At 59.6% G+C, this 16166-nt stretch carries 15 protein-coding genes; 6 read left to right on the forward strand and 9 right to left on the reverse strand.

What is annotated here, in order from left to right; all coding sequences use genetic code 11:
- Positions 1-86 precede the first annotated feature (86 nt).
- Complete coding sequence (locus ACP7EE_RS22530) at positions 87-1883, forward strand: acyl-CoA dehydrogenase C-terminal domain-containing protein (protein ID WP_426236869.1); 1797 nt, start codon at positions 87-89, stop codon at positions 1881-1883.
- Positions 1884-2054: 171 nt separating this feature from the next.
- Complete coding sequence (locus ACP7EE_RS22535) at positions 2055-3833, forward strand: acyl-CoA dehydrogenase C-terminal domain-containing protein (protein WP_426236871.1); 1779 nt, start codon at positions 2055-2057, stop codon at positions 3831-3833.
- A 227-nt stretch (positions 3834-4060) separates the two neighbouring features.
- Here ACP7EE_RS22535 and ACP7EE_RS22540 read toward each other — a convergent pair whose 3' ends face one another.
- Positions 4061-4990, reverse strand: a complete 930-nt coding sequence (locus ACP7EE_RS22540; protein WP_426236873.1) for a LysR family transcriptional regulator — start codon at positions 4988-4990, stop codon at positions 4061-4063.
- A gap of 169 nt (positions 4991-5159) precedes the next feature.
- Between ACP7EE_RS22540 and ACP7EE_RS22545 the strand changes: the two genes are divergently transcribed.
- From ACP7EE_RS22545 to ACP7EE_RS22560, 4 genes are all read left to right on the forward strand, one after another.
- The gene (locus tag ACP7EE_RS22545; protein WP_426236875.1) at positions 5160-6431 is read left to right on the forward strand and encodes an aspartate aminotransferase family protein; all 1272 of its coding nucleotides are present in this window, start codon (positions 5160-5162) and stop codon (positions 6429-6431) included.
- A gap of 250 nt (positions 6432-6681) precedes the next feature.
- Positions 6682-7038, forward strand: a complete 357-nt coding sequence (locus ACP7EE_RS22550; RefSeq protein WP_426205658.1) for a type II toxin-antitoxin system RelE/ParE family toxin — start codon at positions 6682-6684, stop codon at positions 7036-7038.
- Entirely contained in the window at positions 7031-7351 is a 321-nt protein-coding gene (locus ACP7EE_RS22555; protein ID WP_420647229.1) for a helix-turn-helix domain-containing protein, read from the forward strand. The genes ACP7EE_RS22550 and ACP7EE_RS22555 overlap by 8 nt, the downstream gene beginning before the upstream one ends.
- A 110-nt stretch (positions 7352-7461) precedes the next feature.
- A complete protein-coding gene (locus ACP7EE_RS22560) occupies positions 7462-7620 on the forward strand; it encodes a YqaE/Pmp3 family membrane protein (RefSeq protein WP_003228885.1) in 159 nt (52 codons plus the stop codon).
- Between the two features lie 2 nt (positions 7621-7622).
- On the opposite strand, the gene ACP7EE_RS22565 is transcribed toward ACP7EE_RS22560, so the two are convergent.
- From ACP7EE_RS22565 to ACP7EE_RS22600, 8 genes are all read right to left on the reverse strand, one after another.
- The gene (locus ACP7EE_RS22565) at positions 7623-9431 is read right to left on the reverse strand and encodes a prolyl oligopeptidase family serine peptidase (RefSeq protein ID WP_426236877.1); all 1809 of its coding nucleotides are present in this window, start codon (positions 9429-9431) and stop codon (positions 7623-7625) included.
- A complete protein-coding gene (pqqE, locus tag ACP7EE_RS22570) occupies positions 9397-10533 on the reverse strand; it encodes a pyrroloquinoline quinone biosynthesis protein PqqE (RefSeq protein ID WP_426236927.1) in 1137 nt (378 codons plus the stop codon). The genes ACP7EE_RS22565 and pqqE overlap by 35 nt, the downstream gene beginning before the upstream one ends.
- Positions 10534-10540: 7 nt before the next feature.
- Entirely contained in the window at positions 10541-10816 is a 276-nt protein-coding gene (gene pqqD, locus ACP7EE_RS22575; RefSeq protein WP_426205655.1) for a pyrroloquinoline quinone biosynthesis peptide chaperone PqqD, read from the reverse strand.
- Complete coding sequence (gene pqqC / locus ACP7EE_RS22580) at positions 10813-11565, reverse strand: pyrroloquinoline-quinone synthase PqqC (RefSeq protein WP_426205654.1); 753 nt, start codon at positions 11563-11565, stop codon at positions 10813-10815. The genes pqqD and pqqC overlap by 4 nt, the downstream gene beginning before the upstream one ends.
- Positions 11566-11674: 109 nt before the next feature.
- On the reverse strand, positions 11675-12586 hold the full coding sequence (gene pqqB / locus ACP7EE_RS22585; protein WP_420647225.1) for a pyrroloquinoline quinone biosynthesis protein PqqB: 912 nt from the start codon (positions 12584-12586) through the stop codon (positions 11675-11677).
- 80 nt (positions 12587-12666) lie between these two features.
- Entirely contained in the window at positions 12667-12741 is a 75-nt protein-coding gene (gene pqqA / locus ACP7EE_RS22590; RefSeq protein ID WP_003444522.1) for a pyrroloquinoline quinone precursor peptide PqqA, read from the reverse strand.
- A 160-nt stretch (positions 12742-12901) separates the two neighbouring features.
- Complete coding sequence (gene pqqF / locus ACP7EE_RS22595) at positions 12902-15325, reverse strand: pyrroloquinoline quinone biosynthesis protein PqqF (RefSeq protein ID WP_426236879.1); 2424 nt, start codon at positions 15323-15325, stop codon at positions 12902-12904.
- A gap of 38 nt (positions 15326-15363) precedes the next feature.
- Positions 15364-16158 carry a carbon-nitrogen hydrolase family protein gene (locus ACP7EE_RS22600; RefSeq protein WP_426236881.1) on the reverse strand — a complete coding sequence of 265 codons (795 nt, stop codon included), beginning with the start codon at positions 16156-16158 and terminating at the stop codon, positions 15364-15366.
- Positions 16159-16166 lie beyond the last annotated feature (8 nt).

Genomic DNA, 16166 nt, shown 5'->3' on the forward strand with positions numbered 1-16166 from the left:
ATGACAGCGCATTCAGCGTCTGGAGAGTGATTGTGGGGGCTGGTGGCCGGCAGTAGGTTAGAGAAACCTGCTGACGGAGAAGTACCATGCCCGAGTACAAAGCCCCGCTGCGCGACATGCGTTTTCTGATCGACCACGTCTTCGACTTCCACGCCAACTACGCCGCCCTCGGCGCTCACGACGCCAGCCCGGACATGATCAACGCGATCCTCGACGAGGGCGCGAAGTTCTGTGAGAACGTTCTGGCCCCGCTCAATCGCAGTGGCGACGAAGAGGGCTGCCATTTCGACAATGGCGTGGTGACAACGCCTACAGGCTTCAAGCAGGCTTTCGCACAATATGTCGAAGGTGGCTGGCACGGTCTGGCGGCGGATCCGATGTATGGCGGCCAGGGGCTGCCCAGTTCGCTGGGATTGGTCATCAGCGAAATGATCGGCTCCAGCAACACCTCCTGGGGCATGTATCCGGGCCTGACCCACGGCGCGATGTCGGCGATCCACGCCCACGGCACCGAGGAACAGAAAAACACTTACCTGAACAAGCTCACGGCCGGCGACTGGACCGGCACCATGTGCCTGACCGAAGCCCATTGCGGCACCGATCTGGGCATCATCAAAACCCGCGCCGTGCCCCAGGCTGACGGCAGTTACGCGATCTCCGGCAGCAAGATTTTCATTTCCGCCGGCGAACACGATCTGAGCGACAACATCATCCACTTGGTGTTGGCCAAACTGCCGGACGCGCCGGCGGGGACCAAAGGGATCTCGCTATTCATCGTGCCGAAATTCTTGCCAGATTCTGCCGGCGAGGCGGGTGAACGCAATGGCGTTTCCTGTGGCTCGATCGAACACAAAATGGGCATCAAGGCCTCGGCCACTTGCGTGCTCAACTTCGACGGCGCCAAGGGCTTTTTGATTGGCGAGCCGAACAAGGGCCTGAACTGCATGTTCACCATGATGAACCACGCACGGCTCGGCACTGGCATGCAGGGTTTGTGTCTGGGCGAGGCGAGCTTTCAGGGGGCGGTCAGATACGCCAACGACCGCTTGCAGATGCGCGCCCTGACTGGCGCTAAAGCCCCGGAAAAACCAGCCGACCCGATCATCGTCCACCCCGACGTGCGGCGCATGCTCCTCACCATGAAAGCCTTCAACGAAGGCAATCGCGCACTGACTTACTTCACCGCGCAACTGCTGGATGTCGCGCACCTGAGCAGCGACGCCGAAGCGCGGAAGGAGGCAGAAGACTTGTTGGCGTTTCTCACGCCGATCTGCAAAGCGTTCATGACCGACACTGGCCTGGAAGTGACCAACCACGGCATGCAGGTGTTTGGCGGCCACGGATTCATTCGCGAGTGGGGCATGGAGCAGTTGGTGCGTGACTGCCGGATCGCGCCGATCTACGAAGGCACCAACGGCATTCAGGCGCTGGATCTGCTCGGGCGCAAGGTGCTCGGCAGTCAAGGGAAGTTGCTGCGCGGCTTTACCAAGATCGTGCACAAGTTCTGCGCGGCCAACGCCGGGCATCCACAGTTGGGTGAGTTTGTCGCGCAGCTTGAAGGCCTGAATCAGCAGTGGGGCGAGCTGACCATGCAGATCGGTATGGCGGCCATGAAGAATCCGGATGAGGTGGGCGCCGCGTCGGTGGATTACTTGATGTACAGCGGCTACATCATCCTCGGCTATCTGTGGCTGCGAATGGCATTGGTCGCGCAGGCGCAACTGGATGCGGGCGAGGGCGAGACGGATTACCTGCAGGGCAAATTGGCGACCTGCGAGTTCTATTTCAAGCGCTTGCTGCCGCGTACCACGGCGCATCGGGCGGCGATTGAGGCGGGGAGTGATTGTTTGATGAAATTGCCTGCAGAACTGTTCGCGCTGTAACGCGTTTCTGCTACCCATATTTAGCCCGCACACGCGGGCTTTTTGTTGGTGACTAAAAATAACAAATCAGTCACCGGTTGACCCTATGTGTCGCAAAAGTTGTTGAGGTACACTCCGGCTCAACGAAAACACATTCCCACGAATCACCGTTTAGATCCTGCGAGGTTTGCCATGGCTGACTACAAAGCGCCGCTGCGCGATATGCGCTTCGTCCTCAATGAAGTATTCGAAGTCGCCAAACTCTGGGCCGAACTGCCGGCACTGGCCGACACGGTCGATGCCGAGACCGTCGAAGCGATTCTCGAAGAGGCCGGCAAGGTCACCAGCAAAAGCATCGCACCGCTGAGCCGCGCAGCCGACGAAGAAGGCTGCCACTGGGCGGACGGTGCCGTCACCACTCCGGCCGGTTTCCCACAGGCTTATCAGACTTACGCTGAAGGCGGCTGGGTTGGCGTCGGTGGCGATCCTGAGTTCGGCGGTATGGGCATGCCCAAAGCCGTGTCGGCCCAGGTCGAAGAAATGGTCAACTCCGCCAGCCTGTCGTTCGGTCTGTACCCAATGCTGACTGCCGGCGCCTGCCTGTCGATCAACGCTCACGCCAGCGAAGAGCTCAAAGCCGCCTACTTGCCCAACATGTACGCCGGAGTCTGGGCCGGTTCGATGTGCCTGACCGAACCGCATGCCGGCACCGACCTGGGGATCATCCGCACCAAGGCCGAACCGCAGGCCGATGGTTCCTACAAGGTCAGCGGCACCAAGATCTTCATTACCGGTGGTGAACACGACCTGACCGAAAACATCATTCACCTGGTACTGGCCAAATTGCCGGACGCGCCGGCAGGGCCGAAAGGCATTTCGCTGTTCCTGGTGCCGAAGTTCATGGTCAATGCCGATGGCAGCCTGGGCGCGCGCAACCCGGCCAACTGCGGTTCGATCGAACACAAGATGGGCATCCAGGCCTCCGCAACCTGCGTGATGAACTTCGACGAAGCCGTGGGTTATCTGGTCGGCGAGCCGAACAAAGGCCTCAATGCCATGTTCACCATGATGAACTACGAGCGTCTGGGCGTCGGCATTCAAGGTCTGGCCACCGGCGAGCGCTCTTATCAGAACGCCGTCGAGTACGCGCGCGACCGTCTGCAAAGCCGTTCGCCGACCGGCGCGCAGAACAAGGACAAAGTCGCAGACCCGATCATCGTCCACCCGGACGTGCGCCGCATGCTGCTGACCATGAAAGCCTCGAACGAAGGCGGCCGTGCGTTCTCCACTTACGTGGCGATGCAACTCGACACTGCCAAGTTCAGCGAAGACGGGACCACGCGCAAACGTGCTGAAGATCTGGTGGCATTGCTCACGCCAGTAGCCAAGGCGTTCCTGACTGATCTGGGTCTGGAAACCACCGTTCACGGTCAGCAGATTTTCGGCGGCCATGGCTACATTCGCGAGTGGGGTCAGGAGCAACTGGTACGCGACGTGCGCATCACCCAGATCTACGAAGGCACCAACGGCATTCAGGCGCTGGACCTGGTCGGGCGCAAAATTGTTGGCAGCGGCGGGGCGTTCTACAAGCTGTTCGCCGATGAGATCCGTCACTTCACCGCGACTGCCAATGCTGATCTGGGCGAGTTCACCAAGCCGCTGAACGATGCGGTCGATACCCTCGACGAGCTGACTTCGTGGTTGCTGGACCGGGCGAAGAGCAACCCGAACGAAATCGGCGCTGCCTCGGTCGAATATCTGCAAGCGTTCGGCTACGTTTCCTACGCCTACATGTGGGCATTGATGGCTAAAGCGTCGTTGGGCAAAGAAGCGCAGGACGATTTCTACGCCAGCAAGCTTGGCACCGCGCGTTTCTACTTCGCCCGTTTGCTGCCGCGGATTCACTCGTTGAGCGCCTCGGTCAAGGCTGGCAGCGAGTCACTGTTCCTGCTCGACGCTGCACAGTTCTGACAATGTAACGTCATGTAAGCAATCTCTTACGTGACGTGCTGCTGTTCTCCCATATGCGCGGATTGGATCCACAGCTAATCTACATTTCATGGACGTCGCGCAGGAAGCGCAAAGCAACAACACGGACACGTAGGATTCTGCCAGGGTGGCGGAGTGAAATGGATGTCAGGGAAACAGTCTGCAAAGCCCCGCTTCGGCGGGGTTTTCTTTTGCCTGCAGAAAAGTACTCAGCTCAGGGGATCCGGCGGCGGCGCGACTTTCAGCGGCTTGTTCTCACGCTGCAACACCTCTTCCAGCAACGTCCGCAGCAACGCTAATGGAGCCTGCTGACGTTGCACATCGCGACACACCAGCCCGACTTTCAACGGCACGCGCGGTTCGCTCAGCGGCTTCCACAGCAGATCCTGATCGTCATATTCCATCTGCGAGCGCCCAGGCAGCACCGTCGCCAGTCGCATGTGCGGCAAGCTGTCGAGAATCCCCAGCATATTGTTCAGCTCGGCCTGCACCTGCGGACGTCGCCCGAGATTGGCCAGTTGCGCCTGCCAGATCTGCCGGATCTGAAATTCTTCCCCAAGCAACAGCATCGGCAACTCGGCGGCCTGCTTCATCGAGACCTTCTTGAATTCGCGCAACGGATGATCCGCCGGGATGACAAGCGCCAGTTCATCTTCGTACAGCAGCACGCCATGCAGCCCCGGCTGGCGCGGCGGCAGATAACTGATGCCGATATCCAGCGAGCCGTTGAGCAAGCGACGTTCAATCTCAATCCCGGTCAGCTCGTAGATCTGCACCACCAGATGCGGCTGCGCCTTGCGCACCCGCTCAAGCATTTGCGGCACCAGGCTGGTGTGCACCGTTTGCAGCACGCCAATCGCCAGCGTGCGCAGTGCCTGACCCTTGAAGTTGCCCAGCGCTTCTCGCGCCCGTTGCAACCCGTCGAGCAGCGGCACGGCGTGGTTGTACAAAGTGTGCGCGGCGAGCGTTGGCAGCAAGCGTTTGCTGCTGCGTTCGAACAGCGTGACGTCGAGGTTTTGCTCGAGCTGACGGATCTGCTGCGACAGCGCCGGTTGCGAGATCGACAGTCGTTCAGCGGCGCGGCCAACATGACCTTCTTCGTAGACCGCGACGAAATAACGCAGTTGTTTGAAATCCATAAGTAATACTTATCGAAAATGCTGGGAAATCGAAATGGCTCAGCGCCCTGTGTGGGCCTAGTCTAACCGCAATCACAGGGCTTACAGGGCCGGAAAGCGCGATGACCAGCGTTCGCTTCGACAGGGTTTACATAGGCAGTTCAAAAAACCTCAATCGAGGGTTTTTTTAATGAATCTGTTCAATTTAAGGCGCCCGGTGCCGAGCCTCGATGACTTGGCATTAGTGGCTTCGGACGACAGCGAGAATTCGCAGCGCCTGATGCCCAGTGTCGAGCGGCCGCCACAGGTCTTCGTACGTGGTCAGGGCTCTTGGCTGTGGGACAGCAATGACCGCGCTTATCTCGACTTCTCGCAGGCCGGTGGTGCCAACAGCCTCGGCCACAGTCCTTCGGCACTGGTCAAAGCCATCGCCAGTCAGGCGCAGGCGCTGATCAATCCCGGTTTCAATCTGCACAATCGCGGCATGCTCAGCCTCAGCGAACGTCTGTGCGCCAGCACCTCGAGCGATCAAGCCTATCTGCTCAACAGCGGCAGCGAAGCCTGCGAAGCGGCAATCAAACTGGCACGCAAGTGGGGGCAACTGCATCGCGGCGGCGCCTCGCGGATCATCGTCGCCAGACAAGGATGCCATGGTCGTAGTCTGGCGACGATTTCGGCGTCGGACAGTTCCAACCTGCACAACCGCTTTGCGCCGTTGCTGCCGGGTTTTGATCTGGTGCCGTTCAACGACTTGCCAGCGCTGCACGCTGCCGTTGATGCGCAGACCGTGGCGATCATGCTCGAGCCGATCCAGAGCGACGCCGGGGTGATACCAGCGACCGATCGTTACCTCAAAGGTGTAGAGCGCTTGTGTCGGGAGCTGGGAATTCTGCTGATTCTCGATGAAGTGCAAACCGGAATTGGTCGTTGCGGCACCTTACTTGCGGAACAATCCTACGGCGTGCGCGCCGATATCGTCGTGCTCGGCAAAGGCCTCGGCGGCGGTGTGCCTTTGGCCGCACTGCTGGCGCGCGGCAAGGCTTGCTGTTTCGACCCCGGCGAACTGGGCGGCACCCATCACGGCAATGCATTGATGACCGCTGCTGGGTTAGTGGTACTCGAAAGCGTGCAGGATCGCGCCTTCCTCGAACAAGTGCGAGACAACGGCCAACATCTGCGCGAAGGTCTCGCCCGGCTTGCCCACCGTTATGAACATGGCGAGTTGCGCGGGCAAGGACTGTTCTGGGGACTAAGCCTGTCGGAAGACTCCGCAGAAGCCGTAGTCAAAGCCGCGCTGCACGAAGGCTTGATACTCAACGCCCCGCAAGCCAATTGCCTGCGCTTCACCCCGGCACTCACCGTGAGCAAAGCCAATATCGATGAAATGCTCTTGCGCCTGGCCCGGGCCTTCTCCCGAGTACGCACTGCACAGCTGCAATGCCGCAAAGGAATTGCCGTCTGACCCGAAGTTTCCTACCCGATTTCAAGAACCGTCTCGCGGTAAAACGCACGCCCCATGCCTGATTATTTTGGTGTGGGGCGTTTTTTTGTGGCCGGGTTTTGCCAAAGCGTTTTAACGCTTGAGCGATTGCTGTGCCAATGCTCTTTTAAAAAGGAGTCGCAGGGAGTGCGGCTGCCAGCAAACCAATTTCGTTGAAAAACGGGTTTTGTAATCTGTACCACCAGGTGGTATGTTTTTGGAAGGGATACCGATGTCATTCAGGTTGTTCAAGACCAAGGGTTTCGCGATCAAGGCCGGCAGGGCATGGATTTCGGATGAGGAGCTGCTGGAGGCTTTTACTCAGATGCTCGATGGACAAGCAGACAACCTTGGTGGTGGTGTCTGGAAGAAACGCCTGAACTCCAATCGGCATCGTTCAATCGTTCTGGCAAAGGGCGGTCGCTACTGGATCTACCAAGTGCTGTTTGCCAAACAGGATCAAAGCAATATCAGACCCGCGGAGTTAGCGGATCTGCGCAAGTTGGCGAAGGCGTATGCACAACTTACCGAAGGACAAATCGAGGGATTGCTGGCTATGAAGGAGTTTGTGGAGATATCTCATGAGTAAAAAATACAAAGGTGAAGTGTTTGAATCCGTACACGACTCAGCCAAGGCTCTGCTCGCGGTGGGTGCAATCAGCAAGGCGACGATGCGAGAGTTCGATGATTCATGTCTTGCAACGGTTCCTGACGCGATCCCGGCTGATCAGATCAAGGCGTTGCGAGAGCGCAATCACGTCAGTCAACCAGTGTTTGCGCGCTATCTGAATACCAGTGCCTCGACAGTCAAACAGTGGGAATCCGGGGACAAGCACCCCAGCGGCATGGCACTGAAACTGCTGAGCATTGTGCAAAAACACGGCCTGCAAATTCTCGCCTGAGCTGGCCGTGAGCTATTAAACCTGTAATTGGCACTGAACCCTGACCAACGGCGCGGGTCGATTAGCGTGTATGGCTCAAAGTGAGCCAACCCCCAATCAGGAGCTGCCCCATGGACTTTATCCGCATCATCATCGCCATTCTGTTGCCACCACTGGGTGTGTTTCTGCAAGTCGGGTTCGGCGGCGCGTTCTGGCTGAATATTCTGCTGACACTGTGCGGTTACATTCCGGGGATCGTGCACGCGGTGTACATCATCGCCAAACGCTGATTTCAGTCGGCCAGTCCCATCACTCGCCGATAGAACCGCCACTCATGTTCCAGCGCATGGGCCTGATTGGCGGCACGGCGGAAGCCGTGGCGTTCGTCGGGGTAGTAATGCGCTTCGACCGGGATGCCGTTGTGTTCCAGGGCCGCGACCATGTCGCGGGTCTGTTGCGGGACCACCACGGCGTCCAACTCCCCCTGAAAGAACACCACTGGCACACGGATGTTGCTCGCATGCAGTAACGGCGTGCGGGCAGCGTAGCGTTCGGCATCCAGTTCAGGATCGCCGATCAGCCAGTCCAGATAATCGCCTTCGAATTTGTGCGTCGCACGGGCTAGCGCTACCGGGTCGCTGACGCCGTACAGGCTAGCGCCTGCGCGGAACACTTGATGAAACGCCAGCGCACACAACGTGGTGTAACCGCCGGCACTGCCGCCGCGGATGAATGCGCGTTCGCCATCGATCATCCCTTGGTCGGCCAGATACGCCACAACCGCGCAGGCGTCTTCGACGTCCACTTCACCCCAACTCAAATACAAAGCCTGGCGGTATTCCCGGCCATAGCCACTGCTGCCGCGATAGTTGAGGTCGGCGACGGCGAAGCCGCGTTGCGTCCAGTACTGGATGCGCGGGTCGAGCATCGGGTAGCAAGCGGAAGTCGGACCGCCGTGGATGAATACCACCAATGGCGGTTTGGCTTCGCCGCTCATGGCTGGATAAAAAAAGCCGTGAGCCTCGCCCGAACCGCTGGGATAACACAGGGTTTGTGGGCGGCTGATGCGTCCGGCAGGCAGTGGCGCGACGCCGCCGGCCAGCACTGCCACATCGTGTGTAGTGCGATCGATCGCAATGATCGCTGAAGGGCTGATCGGTGAAGCCGCGATGCAGTAGATGAATTGATCATCCATGGCCAAGTGGCGGAAGCGGCTGTAATCGCCGGTGAAATCTTCGTCGCGCAAAGCCAGACGCCCGAAACCACTTTCGCTCCAGGTCGCCAGATAACCGTCGCCCAACGGCAGCCAAGTGCAACCGCCCATTTGCCACGGCGCTGGCGCGTGATCCGCTTCGGCACTGGGTAATGCTGCGAAGCCATTTGCTGACTCGGCCCAGGGCTGCCAATAACCTGCGCGGTCGGTAAGGCAATACAGGCGTCCGTTTGCATCGAAGCGCGGTTGTTGAATCGACTCTTCACTTGTATTACCGGCCACGCAGCGCGGTGCCGAGAAACCTTGCCCGCTACGCTCGGCGACCATCAATCGAGTCGACGTCCACGGCTGATGCGGACGGCTCCATTCGATCCACGCCAGTCGCGTGCCATCTGGACTGATGATCGGCGAGCTATAAAAGTCCGCACCTTCGGCTAGCAGGTGACGTTTGCCATCAGCCAGATCAATCGCCACCAGCCGATGCTGATCAGCGTTTTCTTCGACCGCCAGAACCTGCCCATTAGCGCAATTCAGATCGCCATAACGGCAGTCGCCCGAGGTCAGCGCTTGCGGCGAACCCTCCAGCGTCTGCCGATAGATTTGCTGATCCGCCTCATTGACGAAAGCCACTCCGTCGGGTGTCAGACAAAACGCCCCACCGCCATATTCGTACACCCGACTGCGCGCACTGAAACCCGTTGGCGTCAGACAAACAGCCGCGCCATCGCGCCAATGCCAGATCCGGCATGCGGCGTCTTCGGGTCGGTATTCATTCCAGAACAAACCGTGCGCGCCCAGCTGCAGTTCAGCAAAATCCACCCCGGCGGCAACGGCCGCAGTGGCGCTGAAAGGCTCAGCCTTTGGCGATGAGTCGTGAGTTTCGTTCATTACGAAAGGCCAGTTGTTCAATGGTCTGGGTGGCATGCTCGGCTTCTTCGCGGGCCGCAAGGATCACGCCGTGATGTTCGGATTTACTGCACACAGGGTCGGCATTGCTGGCGTCTCCGGTAAGCATGAAGGCCTGGCAGCGGCAGCCGCCGAAATCCTGTTCCTTTTCGTCGCATGAGCGGCATGGCTCGGGCATCCAGTCGTAACCGCGAAAGCGGTTGAAGCCGAATGAGTCGTACCAGATGTGCTGCATGCTGTGATCGCGCACGTTGGGGAATTGAACCGGCAGCTGTCGGGCGCCATGACAGGGCAGGGCGGTGCCATCCGGCGTGACCGTCAGAAAGATGCTGCCCCAGCCATTCATGCAGGCTTTCGGGCGTTCTTCATAGTAATCCGGGGTGACGAATATCAGCTTGCACGGATGCCCTTCGGCTTCGAGCTTGGCGCGGTATTCGTTGGTGATGCGTTCGGCGCGCACCAGTTGTTCTTTGGTCGGCAACAGGCCGACACGATTGAGCTGCGCCCAGCCATAAAACTGGCAAGTCGCAAGCTCGACAAAGTCGGCTTCCAGCGCAATGCACAATTCGATAATGCGGTCGATCTTGTCGATGTTGTGCCGATGGGTAACGAAGTTCAGCACCATCGGATAGCCGTGGGCTTTCACCGCACGGGCCATCTCAAGCTTCTGCGCAAAAGCTTTTTTCGAGCCGGCGAGCAGGTTGTTCACTTGCTCGTCGCTGGCCTGAAAACTGATCTGGATGTGATCAAGGCCGGCCTTCTTGAAGTCGCTGATTTTTTGCTCGGTCAGACCGATGCCGGAAGTGATCAGGTTGGTGTAAAAGCCCAGTTTGCGCGCTTCGTAGATCAACTCGGCCAAATCCTGGCGCACCAACGGTTCGCCACCGGAGAAACCCAGTTGCGCCGCGCCCATCTCCCGCGCTTCAGTGAACACCTTGACCCACTGTTCGGTGCTCAGCTCTTTGCCTTGTTCGGCGAAATCCAGCGGATTGGAACAGTAAGGGCATTGCAGCGGGCAGCGATACGTCAGCTCGGCGAGCAGCCACAGTGGCAGGCCGATTTCCGGTTTGGGCGGCACTTGCACCGATGACTCAGGCAAGTTCGATCCAGTGCTGCGCACGGGCAACCTCCATGAATTGCTCGATGTCATCACCGAGTTCAGGCACGCCGGGGAACTGCCGGTCGAGTTCGGCAATGATCGCCGCAACATCGCGCTCACCGTCGATCAGACCGCCGATCAGCGCGGCGCTGTCATTAAGTTTGATCATGCCTTCGGGGTAGAGCAGCACGTGGCCTTTTTGCGCCGGTTCGTACTGGAAACGGTAGCCGGGACGCCAGGTCGGGGTCTTACTGCGGTCGAAACTCATAAGGTGATTCCTTTATGCCAGACCCGTTGCTCGGTGACGCTGTGATAAGGCGGGCGTTTCAGTTCGTAGGCCATGCTCATGGCATCGAGCATGCTCCAAAGGATGTCGAGTTTGAACTGGAGAATTTCCAGCATGCGCTCCTGACCTTCACGCGTCTTGTAATGCTCAAGCGTGATCGCCAGACCATGCTCGACATCGCGCCGCGCCTGACTGAGGCGGGTGCGGAAATATTCGTAACCGGCCGGGTCGATCCATGGGTAATGCTGCGGCCAACTGTCGAGGCGCGACTGGTGGATCTGTGGCGCGAACAGTTCGGTCAACGAGCTGCTGGCGGCTTCCTGCCAACTGGCACGGCGGGCAAAGTTGACGTAGGCGTCTACCGCGAAACGCACGCCGGGCAGCACCAGTTCCTGCGAGCGTAGCTGATCCGGATCCAGGCCGACCGCCTGGCCGAGACGCAGCCACGCTTCGATGCCGCCGTCTTCACCGGGGGCGCCATCGTGGTCGAGCAGGCGCTGAATCCACTCGCGGCGGATCTCGCGATCCGGGCAGTTGGCCAGAATCGCCGCGTCTTTCAGCGGGATGTTCACTTGATAATAGAAGCGGTTGGCAACCCAGCCCTGAATCTGTTCACGGCTGGCCCGGCCCTCATACATCGCCACGTGATACGGGTGATGGATGTGGTAGAAGGCGCCCTTGGCGCGCAGGGCCGCTTCGAATTCGGCGGGGGACAGCGGGGTGTCGGTCATTGCGGTTCTCCGGGGAACAACCGTTGGATTCTGTGGTGTCTGGTCGGACGCCATCGCTGGCAAGCCAGCTCCCACAAGGATTGTTGGTGTTCACAAAACCTGTGGTCAGCTACAACACAATACTCATGCCGTCATACGCCACTTCAACATTGCGCTTCACCAGCTCCGCACGCTCTGGCGAATCTTCGTCGAGGATCGGGTTGGTGTTGTTGATGTGGATAAGCACTTTGCGTTGCTCGGGAAGCTGTTCCAGCACTTCGAGCATGCCGCCGGGGCCGTTCTGCGCCAGATGGCCCATCTCACGACCGGTGCGCGTACCGACACCACGCCGTTGCATTTCATCGTCATCCCACATCGTGCCGTCCACCAGCAGACAGTCGCTGGCGGCCATGATTTCCAGCAGCGGCGCGTCGACCTTGCCTAACCCAGGGGCATAGAACAGTTTGCCGCCGGTTTTCAGGTCTTCGACGATCAGGCCGATGTTGTCGCCCGGATGCGGGTCGAAGCGGTGCGGCGAATACGGCGGCGCAGCGCTGCGCAACGGCAGCGGGGTGAAGCGCAGGTTCGGGCACGCGGCGACGCTGAAGCTCTGGTCGAGCTCGATGCGGTTCCAGTCCAGCCCGCCGTTCCAGTGCTTGAGCATGTTGAACAGCGGGAAACCGGTACTCAGGTCTTCGTGGACCATGTCCGTGCACCAGACCTGATGCGGGCAACCTTCGCGCAGGCTGAGCAGGCCGGTGGTGTGGTCGATCTGGCTGTCCATCAGGATGATCGCGCTGATGCCGGTGTCACGCAGGGCACGGCCCGGTTGCATCGGGGCGAAGCTCTGTAGCTGCGCGCGGATGTCCGGTGAGGCGTTGCACAACACCCAGTTCACGCCGTCATCGGAAATCGCGATGGACGATTGGGTGCGGGCCTGGGCATTCAGGCTGCCGTCGCGAAAACCGGCGCAGTTGACGCAGTTGCAGTTCCACTGCGGAAAACCACCGCCGGCGGCCGAACCCAGAATCTGGACGAACATGTGCGCTCCATCATTTCAACGCTGAAAATAAAACGCCCCGGCGAGCCGAGGCGTTGCACTGCAATTCTGCAAAGCAGAAATCAGCGGCTGGCGAAGTACATGGTGACTTCGAAGCCGATACGCAGGTCGGTGTAAGCAGGTTTGGTCCAAGCCATCAGGTGACTCCTTCTTCAAGGTGGGTGGGATAGCGCTATCCATAGGTATAGTCCACGGCAGCGCAGGGATGTTCAAAATGGTTAGGTGGCTATGTTACTCAAAATTTCAGTGGCTTTGCCCATGAATCTTTGAGAAAGCTCGTTGCAGGCGCGGTAATGATCATTTTGGCGCTTGCCATGGTGTGCCTGGCGAAGAGCTGGTGGCGAGGCAGAGCCAGCCGCCATCGGCGCGGATCAGGCGTTGTACAGCGCTGAGCAATGCAGGAGGTTCCAGTTGCTTTATCGCTGTGACCAGCGAAGGCAGGTAATCCGACGAGTGGCCGGCAAGTTTGGCCTGCCAGTGCAATTCGGCGGCGTCTTTATTGGACAGGGCGCAGTCGTCGAATTGGGTGACCAGCGCCTGGAGGTGTTGGTTGAAGCTGAGGTCGTCGAGGTTGTCGATCAGCGATGGCAGCTCGTTGATGAATTTCTCCATGTGTCCGAGCAACTCCGCAGGTGTGGTGCTCGGCGACTGCACACCGAATATCAGTCCCGTCTGGCCGTAAATCTGCCGCAATCCGCTGAACACCGCGTAGCCCAATTGCAACTCAACGCGCAGGCGCTGGTAGAACGGTGTCTGAAATAGATGAGCAAGCAGGCGCCATGCGGCTTCGTCCGTGATCTCGCGGCTGGCGGTTGGGCAGAACAGCAGTAGCGCGTGTTCGCTGGAGGAGGCCGTCTCAATGTGGCGCCACAGGTGCGGCCCGTTGATCGCGGGCAGCGGTGGCAACAGGTTGTCTGGTACGCCGGGAATGCGACTCAGCGCCAGCCCCATCGCTGACTGGGTTTGCGGGCTAAGGCCGAGGGCGAGGCCATCCCAGCGGGAAGTTGTCCACAGGTGTGTGGCGTCGTCGGAGCATTCGCTGGCTGGTAAGCATTGATCCGGCAATGCCTTGAGCAGTTGTCGGATCGGCATCAGCGGGATTTCTGGCTCGGCGTGCACAGAATCGGCATCAGCATGCGTCAGACTTTTCAGCGCATGCTCGAGGACGCTGGGCATCGGCTCCTGCAAACCGCTCAGCTTCAGCAGCCATTGATTGCCCGTGAGGCTGAGAGACAATTCGACCCCGGCCTGACGCGCATCCTCACTGACCTCACGCAGATTGCGTTGCAGAGTCGCTTGCAGCTCAGTCGTAGCCGCCGACTCGAGCTGCCAGCGCAGATACACCGCGCCTTCAACGCCATTATCCGGCAACGCCTGGCTGAACTGCATTGGCGAACGTTCACGACGGTTGCGCGATCGATCCTGAGCAAACGTGCGCAGGCCACGGTGGGCGCTGGTCTGGCCGCGAATCAGGCCGGCGTTGGCCAACGGCTCGTCAGCGCGCAAAAACGGGTTGGCGGCTGGCAGATGCCAGTGAGTGCTGAAGTTATCCACAGTGCCGAATTCGCGGAGGATGTGTTTCAGGGCAGCAACGCCTGCTTCGGTCAGAGCGCTGTCGCATTGTTCGAACCGCACCAGTTGCAGCGCGCCGCTGACTTGCTGCTGACAGGCGAGCAGAGCTGCATGTTCTTTACGCAGCGGCGTCCAGTCTTGCTGAGCGGCGAAGAAGCTCAGCCAATCGAGCAGATGTTCACGCAGGGCCTCGGCTGCCTCGGGTGCCGAAGTGAACTCCAGATGCACCAACGCCTGCCCGTCAAACGGATACAACGGCGTGGCTTTCAAACCGTCAGCCAGCGTCCGTTGCCGCAAGTGCGCCATCAGGCCGCCAGGTTTTGCGCTGTTCAACCAGTGGCAAAGAAACCCCAGCGCCTCGGCAGACGATTCCGGCAACGCTTCGAATGCAAACAGCCAGTCAACCCGACGCTTGGCCACCTGTTGATAACTTTTCGCCGTGCCGTTCATCAATGGCAGCGCAGGCTGTTGCGGCAACTTATCCCCAACCGGCAGCGCAGCCGCAAACTGCTCCGCCAAGTCGCGCAGTTCTTCCAGACTCTGCGGCCCCGCCAGACTCAACGTCATCTGCCCGGTGCGATAAAACTGCTGATGAAAATCCTTCAGCGCCTGCTGAAATTCCGCGTCCTGCACCGCCAGGCTGTCTCGATTCCCCGCATGAAACCCGCGTAACGGATGCGCCTCCGCCAAGCCGCCATACAAGGCAAACTGCTGCTGCGCCGCCACATCCTGCGACCAGGCGACGAACTCCGCGTGCAGCACTTCACGTTCACGCAACTGATCGTCCAGATTCATACGCGGATGCGCGAGCATGTCTGACAGACGCTGCAATCCACCGCTGAAGGACGCTGGCGGCAGTTCGAAAAAGAAATCAGTGGTGCGCTCGCGAGTGCTGGCATTCACCTGCCCGCCGTGACCTTGCACGTAGGCCATCAGCGCCTCATCTGCAGGAAACCGCTCAGTGCCGAGAAACAGCAAATGCTCAAGAAAATGCGCCAGCCCCGGCCACGCCAACGGCACGTCATGGCTACCGGCAGCCACCCGCAATGCAGCCGCGCTACGCTTCAGACTCGGTATATGACGCAAGGTCACGCGCAAGCCGTTGGCCAGGGTTTCAGAATGGGGGCGAGGGGTGATCGGCGCAGGCATGGGCACTTCCAGAACAGTGAAGTGCCAATGCTAGCGGATTAGCGCTGGTTGAGCGCGGCGTAAAGTTCGGGGCGACGGTCGTGCAGGTAGCGATTGGCCGCGCGAGAGTCGAGCATCAACTGGCGATCCAGCTCACCGACGATCAACGCTTCGTCGAGTCCGGCCTGAGCGATACGACTGCCATCCGGCGCGGCGATGCTGCTTTGGCCGCAGTAATGGATGTCGCCTTCGTGTCCGCAGTAGTTGGCGTAGGCCACATAGCATTGGTTCTCGAAGGCGCGGGAACGCACGGTGACATCGGCGACGAAATCGAACGGAATCATGTTCGCCGTCGGCACCAGAATCAGCTCGGCGCCAGCCAGTGCCAGACGCCGGGTGTTCTCCGGGAACTCCATGTCGTAGCAAATCAGAAAGCCGATTTTCCAGCCGTTGAGTTCGACGATTGGAAAATCGTCCTCCCCGGCGCTGAACATCGAGCGGTCGAGATCGCCAAACAGGTGCGTCTTGCGGTAGTTGCACAGCCGCTCGCCGTGCGCGTCGATCAACTGCACGGCGTTGTAGATCTGTCCGTCGGCGGTCCTTTCCGGATAACCGTAAGCGATCGCCAGACCGGCAGCCTTGGCGATCCGTCCGATTTGCTGCGCCCATTCACCGTTGTAGACCTCGGCCAAAGTACCGACCGCTTCTGTGCCGATGTTGTAGCCGGTAAGGAACATTTCCGGCAGCACCAACAGATCGGCGCCCTTGGCCTCCATCGCCAGTTGATGCAGGCGCTGCAGGTTGGCGGCGGGCTCCAGTGGCATCGGAGGACATTGGTAAAGGGCTACACGCATCGGGGATT

The organism is Pseudomonas sp. TWP3-2 (assembly GCF_049897765.1).
Classification (GTDB): Bacteria; Pseudomonadota; Gammaproteobacteria; order Pseudomonadales; family Pseudomonadaceae; genus Aquipseudomonas.

Coding starts and splice junctions, on each gene's coding strand:
- ACP7EE_RS22545 (WP_426236875.1), top strand. CDS start 5,160: ATGAATCTGTTCAATTTAAGGCGCCCGGTGCCGAGCCTCGATGACTTG.
- pqqC (WP_426205654.1), bottom strand. CDS start 11,565: ATGACCGACACCCCGCTGTCCCCCGCCGAATTCGAAGCGGCCCTGCGC.
- ACP7EE_RS22565 (WP_426236877.1), bottom strand. CDS start 9,431: ATGAACGAAACTCACGACTCATCGCCAAAGGCTGAGCCTTTCAGCGCC.
- ACP7EE_RS22535 (WP_426236871.1), top strand. CDS start 2,055: ATGGCTGACTACAAAGCGCCGCTGCGCGATATGCGCTTCGTCCTCAAT.
- ACP7EE_RS22530 (WP_426236869.1), top strand. CDS start 87: ATGCCCGAGTACAAAGCCCCGCTGCGCGACATGCGTTTTCTGATCGAC.
- pqqD (WP_426205655.1), bottom strand. CDS start 10,816: ATGAGTTTCGACCGCAGTAAGACCCCGACCTGGCGTCCCGGCTACCGT.
- ACP7EE_RS22555 (WP_420647229.1), top strand. CDS start 7,031: ATGAGTAAAAAATACAAAGGTGAAGTGTTTGAATCCGTACACGACTCA.
- ACP7EE_RS22540 (WP_426236873.1), bottom strand. CDS start 4,990: ATGGATTTCAAACAACTGCGTTATTTCGTCGCGGTCTACGAAGAAGGT.
- ACP7EE_RS22560 (WP_003228885.1), top strand. CDS start 7,462: ATGGACTTTATCCGCATCATCATCGCCATTCTGTTGCCACCACTGGGT.
- ACP7EE_RS22550 (WP_426205658.1), top strand. CDS start 6,682: ATGTCATTCAGGTTGTTCAAGACCAAGGGTTTCGCGATCAAGGCCGGC.
- pqqF (WP_426236879.1), bottom strand. CDS start 15,325: ATGCCTGCGCCGATCACCCCTCGCCCCCATTCTGAAACCCTGGCCAAC.
- pqqB (WP_420647225.1), bottom strand. CDS start 12,586: ATGTTCGTCCAGATTCTGGGTTCGGCCGCCGGCGGTGGTTTTCCGCAG.
- ACP7EE_RS22600 (WP_426236881.1), bottom strand. CDS start 16,158: ATGCGTGTAGCCCTTTACCAATGTCCTCCGATGCCACTGGAGCCCGCC.